At 54.0% G+C, this 17096-nt stretch carries 12 protein-coding genes; 6 read left to right on the forward strand and 6 right to left on the reverse strand.

The window, feature by feature from the left end; translation table 11 throughout:
- The first annotated feature begins 284 nt into the window (after positions 1-284).
- Entirely contained in the window at positions 285-1811 is a 1527-nt protein-coding gene (locus tag ACJJIJ_RS15980; protein ID WP_444887375.1) for a TolC family outer membrane protein, read from the forward strand.
- A 49-nt stretch (positions 1812-1860) separates the two neighbouring features.
- Here ACJJIJ_RS15980 and waaA read toward each other — a convergent pair whose 3' ends face one another.
- Positions 1861-3159 carry a lipid IV(A) 3-deoxy-D-manno-octulosonic acid transferase gene (waaA, locus tag ACJJIJ_RS15985; protein WP_444939587.1) on the reverse strand — a complete coding sequence of 433 codons (1299 nt, stop codon included), beginning with the start codon at positions 3157-3159 and terminating at the stop codon, positions 1861-1863.
- Between the two features lie 174 nt (positions 3160-3333).
- Between waaA and ACJJIJ_RS15990 the strand changes: the two genes are divergently transcribed.
- A complete protein-coding gene (locus ACJJIJ_RS15990; RefSeq protein WP_444939588.1) occupies positions 3334-4452 on the forward strand; it encodes a glycosyltransferase family 4 protein in 1119 nt (372 codons plus the stop codon).
- A complete protein-coding gene (locus ACJJIJ_RS15995) occupies positions 4449-5114 on the forward strand; it encodes a YrbL family protein (protein WP_444937884.1) in 666 nt (221 codons plus the stop codon). The genes ACJJIJ_RS15990 and ACJJIJ_RS15995 overlap by 4 nt, the downstream gene beginning before the upstream one ends.
- Here ACJJIJ_RS15995 and ACJJIJ_RS16000 read toward each other — a convergent pair.
- The gene (locus tag ACJJIJ_RS16000) at positions 5111-6001 is read right to left on the reverse strand and encodes an ELM1/GtrOC1 family putative glycosyltransferase (RefSeq protein ID WP_444937885.1); all 891 of its coding nucleotides are present in this window, start codon (positions 5999-6001) and stop codon (positions 5111-5113) included. The two genes, ACJJIJ_RS15995 and ACJJIJ_RS16000, sit on opposite strands and share 4 nt — an antisense overlap.
- Positions 6002-6178: 177 nt before the next feature.
- On the opposite strand from ACJJIJ_RS16000, the gene ACJJIJ_RS16005 reads away from it, so the two are divergent.
- Positions 6179-7510 (forward strand): UDP-glucose dehydrogenase family protein, encoded by a 1332-nt coding sequence (locus ACJJIJ_RS16005; RefSeq protein WP_444937886.1) that lies wholly within the window; start codon positions 6179-6181, stop codon positions 7508-7510.
- A 44-nt stretch (positions 7511-7554) separates the two neighbouring features.
- On the opposite strand, the gene ACJJIJ_RS16010 is transcribed toward ACJJIJ_RS16005, so the two are convergent.
- From ACJJIJ_RS16010 to tfpB, 4 genes are all read right to left on the reverse strand, one after another.
- Positions 7555-8928 carry an O-antigen ligase family protein gene (locus ACJJIJ_RS16010; protein ID WP_444889219.1) on the reverse strand — a complete coding sequence of 458 codons (1374 nt, stop codon included), beginning with the start codon at positions 8926-8928 and terminating at the stop codon, positions 7555-7557.
- 266 nt (positions 8929-9194) lie between these two features.
- On the reverse strand, positions 9195-10157 hold the full coding sequence (locus ACJJIJ_RS16015) for a branched-chain amino acid transaminase (protein WP_444889218.1): 963 nt from the start codon (positions 10155-10157) through the stop codon (positions 9195-9197).
- Between the two features lie 59 nt (positions 10158-10216).
- On the reverse strand, positions 10217-13060 hold the full coding sequence (gene glnE / locus ACJJIJ_RS16020; protein WP_444937887.1) for a bifunctional [glutamate--ammonia ligase]-adenylyl-L-tyrosine phosphorylase/[glutamate--ammonia-ligase] adenylyltransferase: 2844 nt from the start codon (positions 13058-13060) through the stop codon (positions 10217-10219).
- Between the two features lie 98 nt (positions 13061-13158).
- Positions 13159-14934, reverse strand: coding sequence for a type IV pilus assembly ATPase TfpB (gene tfpB / locus ACJJIJ_RS16025; protein WP_444937888.1), 1776 nt, complete (start codon positions 14932-14934; stop codon positions 13159-13161).
- Positions 14935-15078: 144 nt separating this feature from the next.
- On the opposite strand from tfpB, the gene ACJJIJ_RS16030 reads away from it, so the two are divergent.
- Both ACJJIJ_RS16030 and ACJJIJ_RS16035 read left to right on the forward strand, forming a co-directional pair.
- The gene (locus ACJJIJ_RS16030) at positions 15079-15756 is read left to right on the forward strand and encodes a TIGR00153 family protein (protein WP_444937889.1); all 678 of its coding nucleotides are present in this window, start codon (positions 15079-15081) and stop codon (positions 15754-15756) included.
- Positions 15757-15766: 10 nt separating this feature from the next.
- The gene (locus tag ACJJIJ_RS16035) at positions 15767-17041 is read left to right on the forward strand and encodes an inorganic phosphate transporter (RefSeq protein WP_444924014.1); all 1275 of its coding nucleotides are present in this window, start codon (positions 15767-15769) and stop codon (positions 17039-17041) included.
- Positions 17042-17096 lie beyond the last annotated feature (55 nt).

The raw sequence follows: 17096 nt of genomic DNA on the forward strand, positions 1-17096 counted from the left end.
AATGTAGGGGCATTGCCCTATTCAATGCTGCCCTGATACTGCCAGGCAGATACCGGTAAACGCACATTCGCGTCGGTTTAACGAAGATATACCAAAAAGCCGAAAGCGTCGCCTCGACGCTTAGACTGGCCGCGGGTACACTCTCGCGACTGCTAATTGGGGAGACTGGCAGCAACATCGGACCATGCGAGCCAAGGGAACCCACCGAGAATCAAAACTCGAGTGCCGCTCCAGAGAACTGACAGAAGCTTGAAGACCGCACCCGCCACAGGAAGTTGAAACAGATGAAAAGAAGTAACCGCAAAGCGCCGAAAGGCCGCCAGTTGCGTCCACTGAAGAAACTAATCGCCGCCACCCTGCTGGGCTTCGGCGCCATGCAGGCCCAGGCCGACACCCTGTGGGATATTTATATGCAGGCGCTGGATAACGATCCCCAGCTGGCTGCAGACCGCGCCGCCTACCATGCTGGAATTGAGGCAAAAAATCAGCTGCGTGCGCCCTTGTTGCCGCAGGTGAATGCTCAGATACAGGCGGCAAGAAATCACGAGTTCAGGCAATTTGGAAATTCAGAACCTGTTGATGAAAACGACGACAATAATCTTGAATTGGTCGATTTCCTCCAACGGGATACAGGTACTTTTGACGACAGAACATATAATGCGAGCCTTAGCCAGGCGATATTTGATGCCCCCGCCTGGTTTGGCTATCAGCAAGGTAAGAAACTAACCGAACAGGCTACGGCAGAGTACAGCGCCAACCAGCAGGATATGATGATCCGCGTAGCCACTGCCTACTTCGATGTATTGCGCGCCTATGATGTACTGGAAGCGGCCGTCTCTGAAGAAAAAGCTCTAGCAAAGCAGCTGGAACAAACCCAGCAGCGTTTCGAGGTGGGGCTGACGGCAATCACTGACGTCTATGATTCCCAAGCGGCTTTCGATAGCTCGGTTGCCCGCCGCTTAACGGAACAGGATAACTTACTCTCTTCCTTTGACGCCCTCTCGGTACTGACCGGTGGCTATCACGATGAGGTAGCCCCTTTGATAGAGAGCTTTCAGGTAGCGCCGCCAGTACCGTCAGATCGAGCCGACTGGGTCGATTTCGCCCTGGCAAATAACTTTACCCTAAAAGCCGCAAGACTAAACGCCGAGGCAGCCCGCTACAATGCTCGCTCTGCCGCCAGCCAGCATCTGCCTACGCTTACAGGTTCTGTCTCGTACAATAAGTTCACCTCGGAAGGTGATCAAAGAACTAGATTTTTATTTGATGAACCTTTTAGGGAGCGGAATCGATCTACGGTATTTCCACGAGATCAGGATTTTCGCGATACTACCGCCGCGATTACCTTAGATATTCCCATTTACACCGGTGGCCTGATTAGCGCCAATCGCCGCGAGGCGCGCAACCTGTCCTTCCAGGCCCAGGATCTGCGCAACCTGACCGAGCGCAACACCATCCAGTCCACCCGTACCTTACACCGTGCGGTAGTGACCGATGTTTCCCGGGTGGCGGCTCGGCAACAGGCGGTGGTCTCCGCCAAGAGTGCACTGGATGCCACCCAGGCCGGCTATGAGGTGGGCACACGTAATATCGTCGATGTGTTATTGGCCCAACGGACCCTGTTCCAGTCTCAGACGGATTATGCCAACGCCCTCTACGACTACATCATCAACAGCCTGAACCTCAAGTTGGTGGCGGGGCTATTGTCGCCAAAGGATCTGCAAGAATTGGATAGTATGCTGAATCCAGCACACAATGTGTTCCGCGTAGGCGAGTCCAGTCCTCCCGGTACACCAGCGCCTTCTAAGTAAGCGCATATTTATCAGTAGTACCTCTATCAGTGAGTGGACTCTGATCCACTCACTGATCTTTCAAATCAGGCATCAGACTCTCAATTTCATCCAGCAGACGTCGTAAAGCGCCACTATTTTCCTGTGCCACCACTCTGGCATTCTGCCCTGCAGCCATACGTTGGCGATCGTTTTTCAACCAAAGACCCAGCTGTTCAGCTATGCTCGCTGCATCTTCGGCAATCATCATGCCGCCAGCGTCCTTTAGCAATTGGGCAACGGTGGAAAAGTTATGCAGGAAAGGCCCGCATACCACCGGGACCCCCCAGGCTGCTGGCTCAATCATGTTGTGTCCGCCCACAGGAACCAGGCTGCCACCCACAAAGGCCATATCACTCGCGCCAAAGAAGCGCAGCAGCTCTCCCATCGTATCCCCCAGGAGTATTTGATCACAGACAGATGGCGCCCGCCCTTCACTGCGCCTAACCACCTGGAAGCCCCTTTCCTGACAGAGCCGTGCAACACTTTCAAAGCGCTGTGGGTGTCGGGGAACCAACACCAACAGCAAATTTTCACTGGTCTTTAGCAATGCCCGATAGGCATCCAGAATAATTTCATCCTCACCGGCATGGGTACTGGCAGCCAGCCACACCTTGCGCCCCTCAGATCCACGCCACTGGTGGGCCAGGGCCTGGGCCTCACTGACCAACCCTAAACCGATATCCAGATCAAACTTGATATTGCCACTGGCCAGCACCCGCGGCGCCGGCAAGCCCAATTCTACAAAGCGTTGAGCATCCACATCATACTGAGCGACGACCTTATCCAGATTTGCCAGCATTGATTGGGTAAATCTTGGAAACTTTCCATAGCCGCGCGCAGATTTCTCGCTGAGCCGAGCGTTGGCCAGCAGCGTCGGTATATTGCGCTTTCTGCAAGAGTGCAGGAGATTCGGCCACAATTCAGTTTCCACAATGACAAGCATATTCGGACGTAAAGCCTGCAGGAATGGCGTCAGACACTCTGGCAGGTCGTAAGGCAGGTAGTAATGCAGTAAACGGCCGCCAAGAATAGGGCGCAGCGCCTCAGTCACCCGCTCAGAACCTGTGGGGGTGCTCGTCGTCACCAACCACTGCCACTGAGGGTAGCGAGCCGCCAGCTGAGTAATCACCGGTATCGCCGCCAGCGTTTCCCCCACAGACACTGAGTGCACCCAGAGTAAAGGCGCAGAACTAAGGCGCTTCGGCACTTTTCCCAGGCGCTCAGCCAGGCGCAGCCGATACTCGGGCTGGCTGCGGCCACGCCACCACAGACGCAGCAAAATAAGTGGCATCGCCGCTCGAAAAATAACGTTATACAGAACTCGCATCGACAAAAGTGCTTCACGGGAAGAAAACAAATACTGGTAAGGCGTACCACCAGCTGTACTGGTTCAGGCTTCACTGCATATAATGAGATCCCTGCCAGGAAGCCAAAACCTGGCCATCATATCATTGGCAGAACATTTTCTTCTTGGTCACTCGGAGCTGGTCACTTGAAAGTTGTGCAACTACTGCCCGCCTTAAACTCGGGCGGAGTTGAGCGGGGAACCCTGGATTTTGCCCGTGCACTGGTCCATGCCGGCCATGAATCCATTGTCATTTCCAGTGGCGGCCGTATGGTGGAGCAGCTACAGCATGAAGGCTCACAGCATATCACCCTGCCAATCCATAAAAAGTCCCTCACCAGCCTGCTACAAGTGGGCCCTTTGCGTAATCTGCTGCAGAAATTAAATGCAGATATCTTGCACGTTCGCTCCCGGGTGCCCGCCTGGCTTACTTACCTGGCCTGGAAAAAAATGCCCGTGGACAAACGTCCCCGGCTGCTGAGCACAGCGCACGGGCTCTACTCGACCAACCGCTACAGTGCGATCATGGCAAAAACCGAGCAGGTTATCGCTATCTCACAGTGCGTAAACGATTACCTGCTGGAGAACTACCCTAATGACCTACAGAGGCCCCCTCAGATTGTCTATCGCGGGGTCGATACCAAAGAGTTTCACCCCCAAATTTGTCTCCCAGCTGACTGGATGGAGCGAACTTGTAAGGAGTTTCCACAGCTCCAAGGGAAACGCTGGTTGTTATTGCCGGGACGCTTGACCCGCTGGAAAGGTCAGGAAGATTTTATTGAGCTAATTGCTAAACTCGCCCCCTTAGACCCCCATATTTATGGAGTAATCCTCGGTGGCAGCGAAGCGAATAAAGCCCATTACGAAGAAGAACTAAAAGAAAAAGTACGAAATCTGGGGATAGAGGATCGTGTCAGCTTTGTTGGGCATCGCTCTGATATTCGCTACTGGTACAAGCAGTCCGATTTGGTTTTCAATCTCTCACAACGCCCGGAGCCATTTGGCCGCACCGTTATCGAGGCCGCCGCAATAGGCACACCGATTATTGGTTATGATATCGGCGGCCCGGCGGAATCCCTGCAGGCCTGCTTCCCACAGGGTCTGGTCAATAAAGGGGACAGGCAAATGCTCCTCAAGAAGACCCTGGAGATACTAGACACTCCTCAAGAAAGACCCCAACTCACAGAAGCCTTTACCTTAGAGCGACAAGCCGCCCACACCATGGAAATCTATCGCACTATGCTTAACAACAATAAGAGAAATATGGCGCCATGATAGATTTGAACAATCGTGAACCCTTCGCCAGTGGAGGCAATCGCTTTTGCTATCAGCATCCGCAGGAGCCTCACTTGTGCGTCAAAGTGATGCGCCCAGGGCGCACTCAAATACTATTGGATAGGGCCCCCTGGTATAAGCGTGGACGCGGCTTGGATAGCTTTGACGATAACTTGCGTGAGCAGGAGGGCTATAGCCAAAGTGCCCTTCAACGGGATAGCGCCGGACTGTGGCAGCACCTACCCCGCTGGTATGGAATCCAGCAGACCAGTCTCGGCCCCGCCGCAGTGACCGATATGATCTTTGATGAGAGCGGAACTCCGGCACCTACCCTACGCCAATATTTAAACAAACACGGCCTGGATGAAGAGGTGCGTATTGCACTACAAGAGTTTGCCAGCTGGCTCTTGGAATACGGTGTACTGACCAAAAACCTGATCGCGCACAACCTAGTCTTACGCCGAGAAAACGGGCGTTTGCAGATTTACCTTATTGATGGCTTGGGCTGCGCCTCGTTCCTGCCACTACCGAAATTTTCCAGTTTCTTTGCCAGGCGTTATATCCACCGCCGTATCCAACGTATGTGGTTGCGCGTGGAATGGGAAGTCTCCGACAAGAAGATACCCTGGCGAAAATTCGAGGCGCGCGGCCTGAAAGGCTAATTGGCCAATAGTCCACAACGGCGCAATAGTGCCCTGGCACATAAAAGATACTGATCCAGAGGCTGACGAGGCGGCTGCGCTAACACTTCTTCCAGGTGTTCACTGACGACCCCCTGATCGATCAACCTCTGCACCGCAGCTCGGACCTTATTGGACTTATCCCTGCCGGGAACCCGAATTACCCCCACCCTCGCGCGGCTCTGTAAGGACTCAAACAGCATGGAAACACTATCTTCGCTCACCCAAATCTGCTCAGTCGTGGCCATCTGCTCCTGAATCCAACCGGGAGGACATGAGCGCCAATCGATAAAGCGAGCCTTGCCCTCGGACAAGGCTTCCAATGTACCACCTGGCGTTCGGCGGCTATTGGAAATCTGCCAATCAAGAGGTTGTCTTATCAATGGCTCTATCTGTGCCCGGATAGCCTGAAGATCCCAGGAATAGTGTTTACTCGGTCCACCGAGCAAAATTAACCCCTTCCCAGCCTGAGGACCAATATCGGGTAGAGGCTCCGTTAGGGCACCCTGGCTTAGGATAATGTTCTCCAGAGGTGGTGGCCGATCGTGCTCCGGCACAATCGCAAAATCAAACCAGCCAAAAGGTAGCTGCGGCCGATTTATCGACACTGCGCGACCACCGTAACGGCGGCGCGCGGCCAACATCGGTATACGGCTCTTGCGGCCGGTTCCAATTAGGAAATCCGGTTTAGGCAGCTGATCGAGTTGTTGTGCCCGTCCCAGGAAAATGCGCGAAGCGCTCAACTCTGCAGGGATATCAAAACTCTGTACCTGCCCAGCAAAACTTTTACCCAGGCCACAAACCAGCGCCGCACTCTGTTTCTCATGCGCCCGGTTACCATCGAGAAAACGCCATACCTTCAGCTGCAAAGCCAATGAACCCCTGCCAGTAAAAGGCCGCAAGCATAGCTTATTGCCCACTTGTCGGCGAATATGAGAACACCGAATATGCCAATTGCGCCCCAAGGCCTAGAGGCAATATCTGGTACACTAGCGCGCATATTTTTGGGCGGCACAGCCCCTCCAGTGACAGGTAATGGGATACTCATGAATGTAACGGTATTTGGCAGCGGTTACGTCGGCTTGGTTCAGGCCGCAGTTTTGGCTGAAGTTGGCCACAATATTTTGTGCATTGATATCGATGAGAAGAAAGTCGAAGATCTGAAAAAAGGGATCATCCCCATCTATGAACCTGGCCTATCCCCACTGATTGAGCGCAACTTAAAAAATAGAACGCTGAATTTCAGCACTGATGCGTCACAGGGCGTAGAGCACGGGGAAGTCATCTTTATCGCCGTCGGAACCCCTCCTGACGAAGACGGCTCAGCCGACCTTCGCCATGTGCTGGCAGTGGCCGAATCTATCGCCACTTATATGAGCGAAACCAAGGTGATCGTCAATAAATCTACAGTTCCCGTGGGTACTGCAGATTTAGTTAGTAGGGCCATTGCTGATCGACTGGCTACACGTAATGCCGAAGATATCCCTTTCGAAGTCGTTTCAAACCCAGAATTCCTTAAAGAAGGCTCTGCAGTGAGCGATTGCATGCGACCAGATCGCATCATTATTGGTACTCGCAGCACCTCCGCAGAGAATGCACTGCGTCAGCTCTATGCGCCATTTAACCGAAACCATGAAAAAATCATCACCATGGATGTTCGCAGTGCGGAGCTGGCCAAATACGCCGCTAACTGCATGCTGGCGACCAAAATCAGTTTTATGAATGAGATGGCACAAATCTCCGATCATGTGGGCGCAGACATCGAGCAGGTACGCCAGGGTATTGGCTCTGACCCCCGCATTGGCTACCAGTTTATCTACGCCGGTATCGGTTACGGCGGTTCATGCTTTCCGAAAGATGTGAAAGCATTGATTTCTACAGCAACTCAAATGGGGGTATCCCCGGGTATTTTGAATGCTGTGGAGGAGCGTAACCAAACCCAGAAAAGCTACCTGCTACAAAAAATCACAGAGCATTTTGGCGAGGACCTGAAAGGAAAAACCTTTGCTTTGTGGGGGCTTGCCTTTAAACCCAATACCGATGACATGCGCGAAGCGCCCAGCCGTACCTTGATGGAACAACTCTGGCAGCTCGGTGCAAAGGTTCAAGCCTTTGATCCTCAGGCAATGGAGGAGTGCCAACGGATATACGGTGTGCGCGAAGACATGCAACTCTGTGGCACTAAGGAAGTTGCGTTATCTGGGGCAGATGCCCTGATTATCGCTACCGAGTGGCAGCAATTTAAGGCCATTGATGCTAAGGCCGTTACCAAGGCGTTAACTAATCCGGTTATTTTTGATGGCCGTAACCTCTATGAACCCCAACACATGGCTGAGAGCGGCATGGACTATTATTGTGTGGGACGCCCGAAAGTATAAGTGCCCTACAAGACATTGAGGGGCTTAGCCCCTCAGGTTCTCACTTAGAGATTCCGGCCAGGTTCAGGCCTAAATTCACTCCTGCAGCGAAAAATATGGGTAGCAATACCAGCAACCACTATGCCAAAAATAAAATGGCCACTGGAGTAAAAAAGATAGGATTCAAAGCAATTCGCAATCAGCCAGAGAATCATAAAACCGATATAAAATAAGAAGAAGTCGCCAGGTAAAACACCCCTGCGCCAGCTTTTATAAGCCAATATGAATACCCAGCAATTGAAAACTCCCCATACCAACGCGCCCAGAACTCCATAGTTCACCAGTAAATCAAGATAACTATTGTGTAGATGCCCAATAGTATTTTTGAACTCCGATGGCATACCTTGCAGATTTTGAATAACGAGACGTCGACCTTTACCGCCCCAGCCAAGCAATGGGCGCTCAGCTATCCAATTCATCGCAGCATGCCAGCTATGGATCCTGACACCGATACTAGAATAGGGAATCGAATCAAGATTACCTGAAAGCAAAGCATCAACGGTGTTCCTCTCAAGCCCGAGGCGCTTGCTCACCACATCCCCAACTTTCACCCAAAGGGCGACCATGGCCACACCGATGACCGTCCCCCAAGCTATTAAACGCAACCAAACTCCCTTACCCTGCTTGCGAAGAACTATAAACACACAAACGATTAAGAGAGTGAAGAGAGATACGGCCAAAGCAAACCAAATCGCACGAGTCTGTGAATAAAGCACGGCCAGAGCACATATACCAACAGCAACAGCCCAGGCTAAGCTCGATATGGATAACAGTCCTGTATACCTAAATAAGCGACGAGAGAAAACGGCTAGGCCCAACAGTGCAACACCAAAAAGAATGGCGGTATGCTGGGCATTATGGAAACCAAATTCGACTCGCTGCCCCCTAGCTCCATCTATCCACTCAGCAAATCCCCCTCCCGCTACCCAGGGTGCCAAAAGCAGAGCAAGTAGTGCCGTCAACCAGAGAATTAAAGTATTGCGAGTACTGCCGCCCAACCAGCAGGCTATGGCAGCGAATACAAACCACTGCCCCAGGCGGTGGAATTTCGGGGAAGACTCGGCCCATTCTGGGTATGCCATTAACATACCAGCCCAGGACAACATCTGAACTAATAAAGCAGCAGCGAAGAACCATCCGACTGGTGAGTTGAGCCAGTTTCTTCCACGGGTAAAAAGTACCCAAAAAGTAAGAACAATAAATAGAGTTTTAGCGGTATCTGCAAAATCGCTCCCCAAAGGAAATAGTGCTGCATATAAAAGCAGCAGAGCGCCTCCTAGCATTTGCAAGTTTGTAGATACATCGATCAGCTCATTGCGCTGCCAAAACTGAGCAAAAATGCCTTTCCAATCCTTCGCAAGGTTTTTAATTGGTAACACCAATAACTCCCACAGCCCTTAATGACTTATTTACCAGCACCCCATTAAACAGGGGTAAAGATTGAATTCGCTATGCAACGCTTTCGATTCACACCAAGTCTGCAATGGGCTAACACCTATTGAGTACAGAGGGATAATTTACTTGAGCATTCTACGAGAACAACAGGCAGGGTACTACTTTCCCCTGGAGACTGGTCAGGGAAGGCACTCTAAAGTGCCCTCCACCTGAAATTGGGAGGATCTGAACTTAGCCCAAATCTGGTGAGTTAGGCTACAGCAACATGGCTTGTGTCATGAAGGCCGGTGTCATCCACATCACTCAGCCAACCTCGGTGCGCGGTACTGCGACCATGCACTACATCAAAATAAAGTCCCTGCAAGCGACCGGTGATTGGGCCGCGGCGACCACTGCCGATGGAGCGGCCATCGAGCATACTGATAGGCAGCACCTCTGCGGCGGTACCCGTAAAAAAGGCCTCATCGGCGATATAAACCTCATCGCGAGTGATACGCTTCTCCACCAACCGGTAACCGCACTCCCTAGCCAACTCAATCACCGTATCGCGGGTAATGCCATCCAAGCAGGAGGTCAGCTCCGGGGTATAAATAATCCCATCCCTGACGATGAAAAAGTTTTCCCCACTGCCCTCGGCCACATAGCCCTCTGGATCGAGCAATAACGCCTCTTCGCAACCGTTGCGAATCGCCTCCTGCAGGGCCAGCATTGAGTTGATATAATTACCGTTGGCCTTCGCCTTGCACATGCTAATGTTGACGTGGTGACGAGTATAAGAGGACGTATTGACCTTGATGCCACGCTCCAATGCCTCTGGGCTCATATAGCTGGGCCACTCCCAGGAGGCGACGATTACGTGGGTACTAAGGCCCTCTGCACGCAACCCCATCCCCTCAGAGCCGTAAAATACCATTGGGCGCAAATAGGCGTGCTGGAGATTATTTTCCCTGACTACAAGACGCTGAGCCTCATTCAGCTCATCCGCTTCATAGGGCATAGGGATATTCATGATCTTCGCGGAGCGAAATAAACGACGGGTATGATCCTGCAGGCGAAAGATACTGGCTCCGCGATCGGTCTCATAAGCGCGCACCCCCTCAAAAACACCCATGCCGTAGTGCAGGGTATGGGTTAGGACGTGCACGCGCGCATCGCGCCAGGGAACCAACTCACCGTCAAACCAGATAACGCCATCACGGTCGGCAAAAGACATAGGGCAACTCCCACTAATCCTGAAAAACAGTTTAATCGGGCAGCAGGACCAAACCGGTTTTAACCGAGTAATTGCTGCCAGTTTGTTAGAACGGTCTTTCTTTCCGCTGTGAAACGGTCATCGCTCACTGTCCCTGGCAGTTGTTGTAGTGCCAGGCGATGACCTTCAGATCGGTAGGCTTTGTAGGCGTCGATCAGATGCTCGACCTGTTTGGCCGGCATCAGGCCCGCGTCATTCAGACTTTCGAGAATGCGAATATTATCAGTGTATCGCACGATCGAGGGCGCAGTTTGCGCCCAGGCCAGAGCAGCATATTGAACCAAAAATTCAATATCGACAATACCGCCCGGGCCGTGCTTGAGGTCGAAATTTTGATCATTGCTTTTATCCAGGTGAGAGCGCATTTTATCGCGCATCCCAACCACTTCCTCGCGTAATTTCCCCTCATTTCTGGGCTCGCAAAGCAATTTCAAGCGCAGGGCCTCAAAGTCCTTGCAGAGCTGTTCGCTACCCGCAACCGGGCGGGCGCGCACCAACGCTTGATGCTCCCAGGTCCAAGCACTTTCGCGCTGGTATTTTTCAAAGGCTTTCATAGAGGTGACCAACAGGCCCGAATTGCCCGAAGGGCGTAAACGGGTATCCACCTCATACAGCGGTCCGCTCAGGGTACGGGTTTGCAGGATATGAATCAGGCGCTGCGCCAGGCGAGTATAGAAACGCAAATTGTCGATGCTGGTTGCGCCGTCAGTAACAAGCTGGGGGTCCGCATCGTGCACAAAAACAATATCCAAATCGGAGCCGTGGGATAATTCCAGCCCTCCAAGCTTACCGTAGGCGACAATGGCAAAATGCATATCTTCAGCTGTGGCGCCGGCCGGCTGTCCATATTTATCCACCATTTGCGCCCAGGCTAGGCTGAGTGAGTGCTGCAATATGCCTTCCGCCAGCCAGGTGAGAGAGTCGCTTACCTTCATCAGCGGTAATGCCCCGCTGACCTCTTGAGCGGCAATACGCAGACTCTGGCTCTGCTTGAAATAGCGCAGTGTTTCCATCTGCAGCTCCAGATCTGCTGGATCGACACGCAGCAGTTCGCGGCGAAGCTCATCGGCAATATCTTCAGCCGTGGCCGGTGCCAGCAGGCGGCGAGAATCCAGTAGTTCATCCAACAGGATGGGGTGACGCGCCAGCTGCTCGGCGATTCGTGGGCTGGCACTGCACAGTTGTACCAGCTGGCTGAGTACTGGGGGGTTCTCATTGATAAGCACCAGGTAAGCGCTGCGGCGCAATACTGAGCGCACCAGGGGGAGTACCCGACCGAGAACCAACAATGGTCTTTCCTGCAAACTGGCTGCGGCCAGCAACAAGGGCATAAAGTGATCCAGGCGCTCACGCGAAGATGCTAGCAGTGCCACTACCATTGGAGAGTGATTGAGATCCCGCAGCAACTCCAGAGCCTCCGGCTCCGGACTGAAACCTGCATTCTCCAAGGTCTGCAGATTGATCTCTTCACTACTCTCATCGCCACAGCTACTCCACAATCCCTGCCACTCTTCCGCCACATGGGGCTCGGCAATCTCCTCCGGCGGTGCAATAACCGTGTCGAACTCTCGCTCCACCACATTGCGAACGCCAGCCAGCTCCCTGGACAACAGATCCCAGTTGTCGCGGCCAAGGGCGAATGCGAGCCGCTCGCGTTCTGCTGGGTCCTGCGGCAGCGCTTGGGTCTGCTGGTCTTTATAAGCCTGCAAGGCGTGCTCCACCCGACGCAGCAGCAGGTAGCAGTTGCCCAACTCATCGGCGACACCAGGTTCCACATGGCCGTCAGCTTCCAGCAAAGGCAGGATTGTTAACAAATTGCGCTCTCGCAACGCCGGCACACGTCCACCGCGGATCAACTGGAAAGCCTGCACGATAAACTCCAGTTCGCGAATACCTCCGCGTCCCAGCTTGATATTGTCAATCAAGCCACGGGCGCGTACCTGTCGCTGAATCAGCGCTTTCATCTCGCGCAAGGCATCAATAGCACTGAAATCAATATAGCGACGGTAAGTGAATGGCCGCAACAGCTCCATCAACTCGGCGGCAACGCTTTGATCGCCAGCCACCGGACGCGCCTTGACCATGGCGTAACGCTCCCACTCGCGCCCCTGGGTCTGGTAGTAATCTTCCAGAGCGGCAAAATGGCTCACCAATGGACCGCTGTCACCATAGGGGCGCAAGCGCATATCCACACGAAACACGAAGCCCTCCGCCGTGATGGCATCCAGGGATTTAATCAGACGCTGACCCAAGCGCTGGAAAAACTTCTGGTTTTCCACACATTGATCACCATCGGTATGTCCCGGGTCGGGGTAGGCGAAGATCAGATCGATATCCGAGGAGAGATTCAGCTCGCGCGCGCCCAGCTTACCCATACCCAGCACCACCAAAGACTGAGCCCTCCCACTTTTATCCCGGGGCTCGCCATAACGCTGTGCCAGCTGGTGGTGGTGCCACTGCAAAGCCGTGCTAATAGCCAGCTCTGCCAGCTCGCTGAGACGCAGGCAGGCCCTGGGAATATCCCACTGACCGGCAAAATCCCGGAAAATAACCTCGGCGGTCGCTCGGTTGCGCAGCTGCCGCAGGGCCAGATCTAAAGTTTCATCGCTATCAAAGCACGGCAATTGCAGGCCCAGATCATCCTGTTGCAGTAGTTCCAAGAGGAAATCCGGTTGGCGGCAGCACAGTCGATAAAAGAATTCAGAACCGATAAAACTACGTGCCAGTGCCAACCCAAGCGCTTTATCTTGTAGCAACGCCTCTGCCTCAGCCGCCAATGCCGGGCCCGCCGCCTCGCGCCAGTCTTGCCACAGACTCTGCAGTTGCGGGCGCAGGGGTTCAGGGCAGATGGCGCTATCAATCATGGGAAATCGATCCTTATTTCCAAATGTGGAATTCTGCAGGGGCAGCTCTCCCGCCCCACAATTTTTAAATTCAAACTACTTGGGGAATTTGGGCCCAATTAAAAAGCGATATCCGGAGGCGGTGCAACACGCAATACTTCCGCCACCGTAGTCAGGCCAGTAGCCACCTTCTTGGCCCCCGACAGACGCAGACTGTTCATACCCTCGCGCATAGCCTGGCGACGCAGCTGTTGTAGGTCGCAATCGGGGGTGACGATGGTCTGCACCGCTTCGCTAAACGGTAGGATTTCATAGATCCCCTGGCGGCCCTTGTAGCCAGTGTTACGACATTCCAGGCAGCCCTCGGGGGCATACACTTTTTCGGGTAGAGGCGCTTTCCAGGGGCGAACCAGAGAATGCCAGTCTGCCTCATTGATTGTGTCTTCACGTTTGCACGAAGGACAGAGAGTCCGCACCAGGCGCTGGGCCATAACACCGAGGATGGTGGACTTAAGCAGGTAGTGAGGCAATCCCAAATCTAACAGACGAGTAACCGCCGTGGGAGCATCGTTGGTGTGTAGAGTGGAGATCACCAAATGGCCGGTGAGCGCTGCCTGTACCGCCATCTGCGCGGTTTCCAGATCGCGAATCTCCCCCACCATGATGATATCCGGGTCCTGGCGCATCAGGGTACGGATGCCCGCGGCAAAATCGAAGCCGATGGCGTGATGCACCTGGGTCTGATTAAAACTTTCCTCCACCATCTCGATAGGATCTTCCACGGTGGAGACATTCACTGCACTGGTGGCGAGTTGCTTGAGGCCGGTATATAGGGTAGTGGTCTTACCCGAGCCGGTAGGGCCCGTAACCAGCACAATGCCGTTGGGCCGCGCCAGCATCGTCTGCCAGCGGGCCAAATCGGTGCCGGAGAGCCCCAGGTCACTGTAAGAGCGCGCCAGTACCTCGGGATCGAAAATACGCATCACCAGCTTCTCGCCAAAGGCGGTGGGCAGAGTGGAGAGGCGCAGCTCCACCTCGCTGCCATCGGGCCGTTTGGTTTTTATGCGGCCGTCCTGAGGTTTGCGCTTCTCCGCCACATTCATTCGTCCAAGGATTTTTAGACGACTGGTTACCGCCGCATTGACCTGATCGGGCAGTTCATGGATCGGATGAAGTACCCCATCGATACGAAAACGAATACGCCCCACCTGACGCCGCGGCTCGATGTGAATATCACTGGCGCGCTGATCGAAAGCGTGCTGTAACAACCAGTCGACGATATTGACAATATGCTGGTCATTGGCCTCCGGGTCTTTAAGGCTGCCCAACTCCAGCAGCTGCTCAAAATTATTCGCCGCAGAGGTACCCTGCAGTCCACTGGCGCCGGAAATGGAATTCGCCAGGGAGTAAAACTCCACACAGTAACGCTTGATATCTGCGGGGTCCGCCACCACCCGCCGCACCCGACGGCCACTAGTATGTTCCAGCTGCTCCTCCCAACCGTGGGTGAAAGGCTGGGCCGTGGCAACGGTTAACTCTTCTGCACCAGCCTCGACACACAAAATCTGGTGGCGCTTGGCGAACTGGAAGCTCATTACCTCGGTTACCGCGCTCACATTCACTTTGAGCGGGTCGATATGATAGAGGGGGTGGTCTGCACACTCCGCCAGCCAGGCACTGAGTAGCTCGTCGCCCAGTAAAGTGCCTGGGCTCTTCTGGCTGGCCAGATCGCAACTGGCGATATAGCTGAGCGGATGCATCTGTGCCTGCTCCGCAGTGCGCGGAGTACCCACAATACGGTTCGCATCCAGTCTGCTCACGTAGCCCTGGGCAACGAGGTCCTCCAGTAATCCACGCAAATCCAGCAACCTGTCCGCCGCTCTACTCTCTGTCATCGGCATGCCTCCTTATTCTCATATGACGACGCATTGTAGCCCTATCAATCAAAGCCGACAGTGCATCGTTAACGCACTAATACCGAAGTGGCTCCGATTGGGGTACCATGCCGCCGTTTCGCACCCTGAGCAATGGAGCTAACCATGGCCCTGTCGAATATTGCCAATTTGTTTGGCCGCTCACCGATCAAGCCGATCGAGAAGCATATGGCTACGGCCCACGAGGCTTCAGCCGATCTGATCCCCTTCTTCGACGCCCTCATCAAAGGCGACCTGAAAGAAGCGGAGCAGATTCAATTGCGTATCTCTGCAGCAGAGAATCGCGCCGATGACATCAAGAGAGACCTGCGTCTGCACCTGCCAGACAGCCTGTTTATGCCTGTCTCCCGCTCCGACCTACTGGAGCTGCTGCACGCCCAAGACGAGGTGGCCAACACAGCGCAGGATATTGCCGGGCTGGCGGTCGGTAGAAAAATGCAGATCCCTGAGAGTCTGCAGTCTCTGATGACCACTTTTGTAGAGAGCGCCGTGGCCACTTCCGCCCAGGCCCTGCGCGCGATCAATGAACTGGATGAGTTGCTGGAGAGCGGCTTTGCCGGGCGCGAGGTGACCATCGCCAAGCGTATGACCGAAGAGCTGGATGAACTAGAGCGCAAGTCGGATAAATTGGAAGTCGAGATTCGCGCCTCCCTGTTCTCTATCGAAAAAGACCTACCGCCGGTGGATGTGATGTTCCTCTACCGGGTGATTGAATGGATCGGCGAACTGGCCGATCGCGCCCACAGCGTGGGTAACCGTTTGCAGTTGTTGTTGGCACGTTAGGGGGTTCAACGTGGAAATTCTTAGTCAATATGGCCATATTCTGTTGATATTGGCCTGTGTCGCGGGCTTTTTTATGGCCTGGGGTGTTGGTGCCAACGATGTCGCCAACGCCATGGGCACTTCAGTCGGCTCGCGAGCACTGACTATCAAACAGGCGATTGTCATCGCCATGATTTTCGAGTTTGCGGGCGCCTATTTAGCCGGTGGTGAAGTAACCGCCACGATCCGCAAAGGCATTATCGATTCTGATATCTTTGCCTCGCAGCCCGAGCTGCTCGTCTACGGCATGTTGTCTGCCCTGCTCGCCGCCGGCACCTGGCTACTGGTGGCCAGTATCCTCGGCTGGCCGGTATCCACCACCCACTCCATTGTCGGCGCTATTGTCGGTTTCTCCGCAGTGGGTATCTCCCCCGACGCGGTGGCCTGGGGCAAGGTAGGTAGCATTGTAGCGAGCTGGGTAGTCTCCCCGCTGCTGGCAGGTACTATTTCCTTCCTGCTGTTCCGCAGCGTGCAACGCCTGATCCTCGATACCGAGGATCCATTTGCCAACGCCAAGCGCTACATTCCTTTTTATATGTTTGCTGTGGGCTGGATGATCGCCATGGTGACCCTGACCAAGGGTCTAAAGCACGTTCTCAAAGACGCAGATATCAAGCTCAGTTTCCTGCAGGACGCCGGAATTGCTGCGATTGTGGGACTGTTGGTCGCAGGCGTTGGCGTCACCATGCTCAAGCGTATCAAGCGTGACACCTCCATCGAAGCAGAAAACCGCTTTGCCAATGTGGAGCGTGTCTTCGCTATCCTGATGATTTTCACTGCCTGTGCCATGGCCTTCGCCCATGGTTCTAACGACGTGGCGAATGCCGTTGGTCCACTGGCGGCGGTAGTCAACACCATCCAAATGGGTGCGGTAACCGCCAAGGCAACTATGCCTTCATGGATTCTGTTGCTCGGGGGCCTGGGTATTGTGGTGGGCCTCGCCACCTATGGCTTTAAAGTAATGGCGACGATTGGACGTAAAATTACCGAGCTAACACCCAGCCGCGGCTTTGCTGCAGAGCTCGGCGCCGCTGCTACCGTAGTTATGGCCTCCGGCACCGGCCTGCCCATCTCCACCACCCATACCCTGGTGGGCGCGGTACTGGGTGTTGGCCTGGCCCGTGGTATCGGTGCGCTGAACCTGCGTATGATTACCACCATCGCCGCTTCCTGGGTAGTTACCCTGCCCGCTGGCGCTGGTATTGCAATCCTGTTCTTCTACTTCTTCAAGGGATTGTTTGGCTAATTGCGGCTGCGCAATATCCATTAAAAAAGGGAAGCTCAGCTTCCCTTTTTTATTT

The organism is Microbulbifer mixtoriginis (SeqCode) (assembly GCF_052467945.1).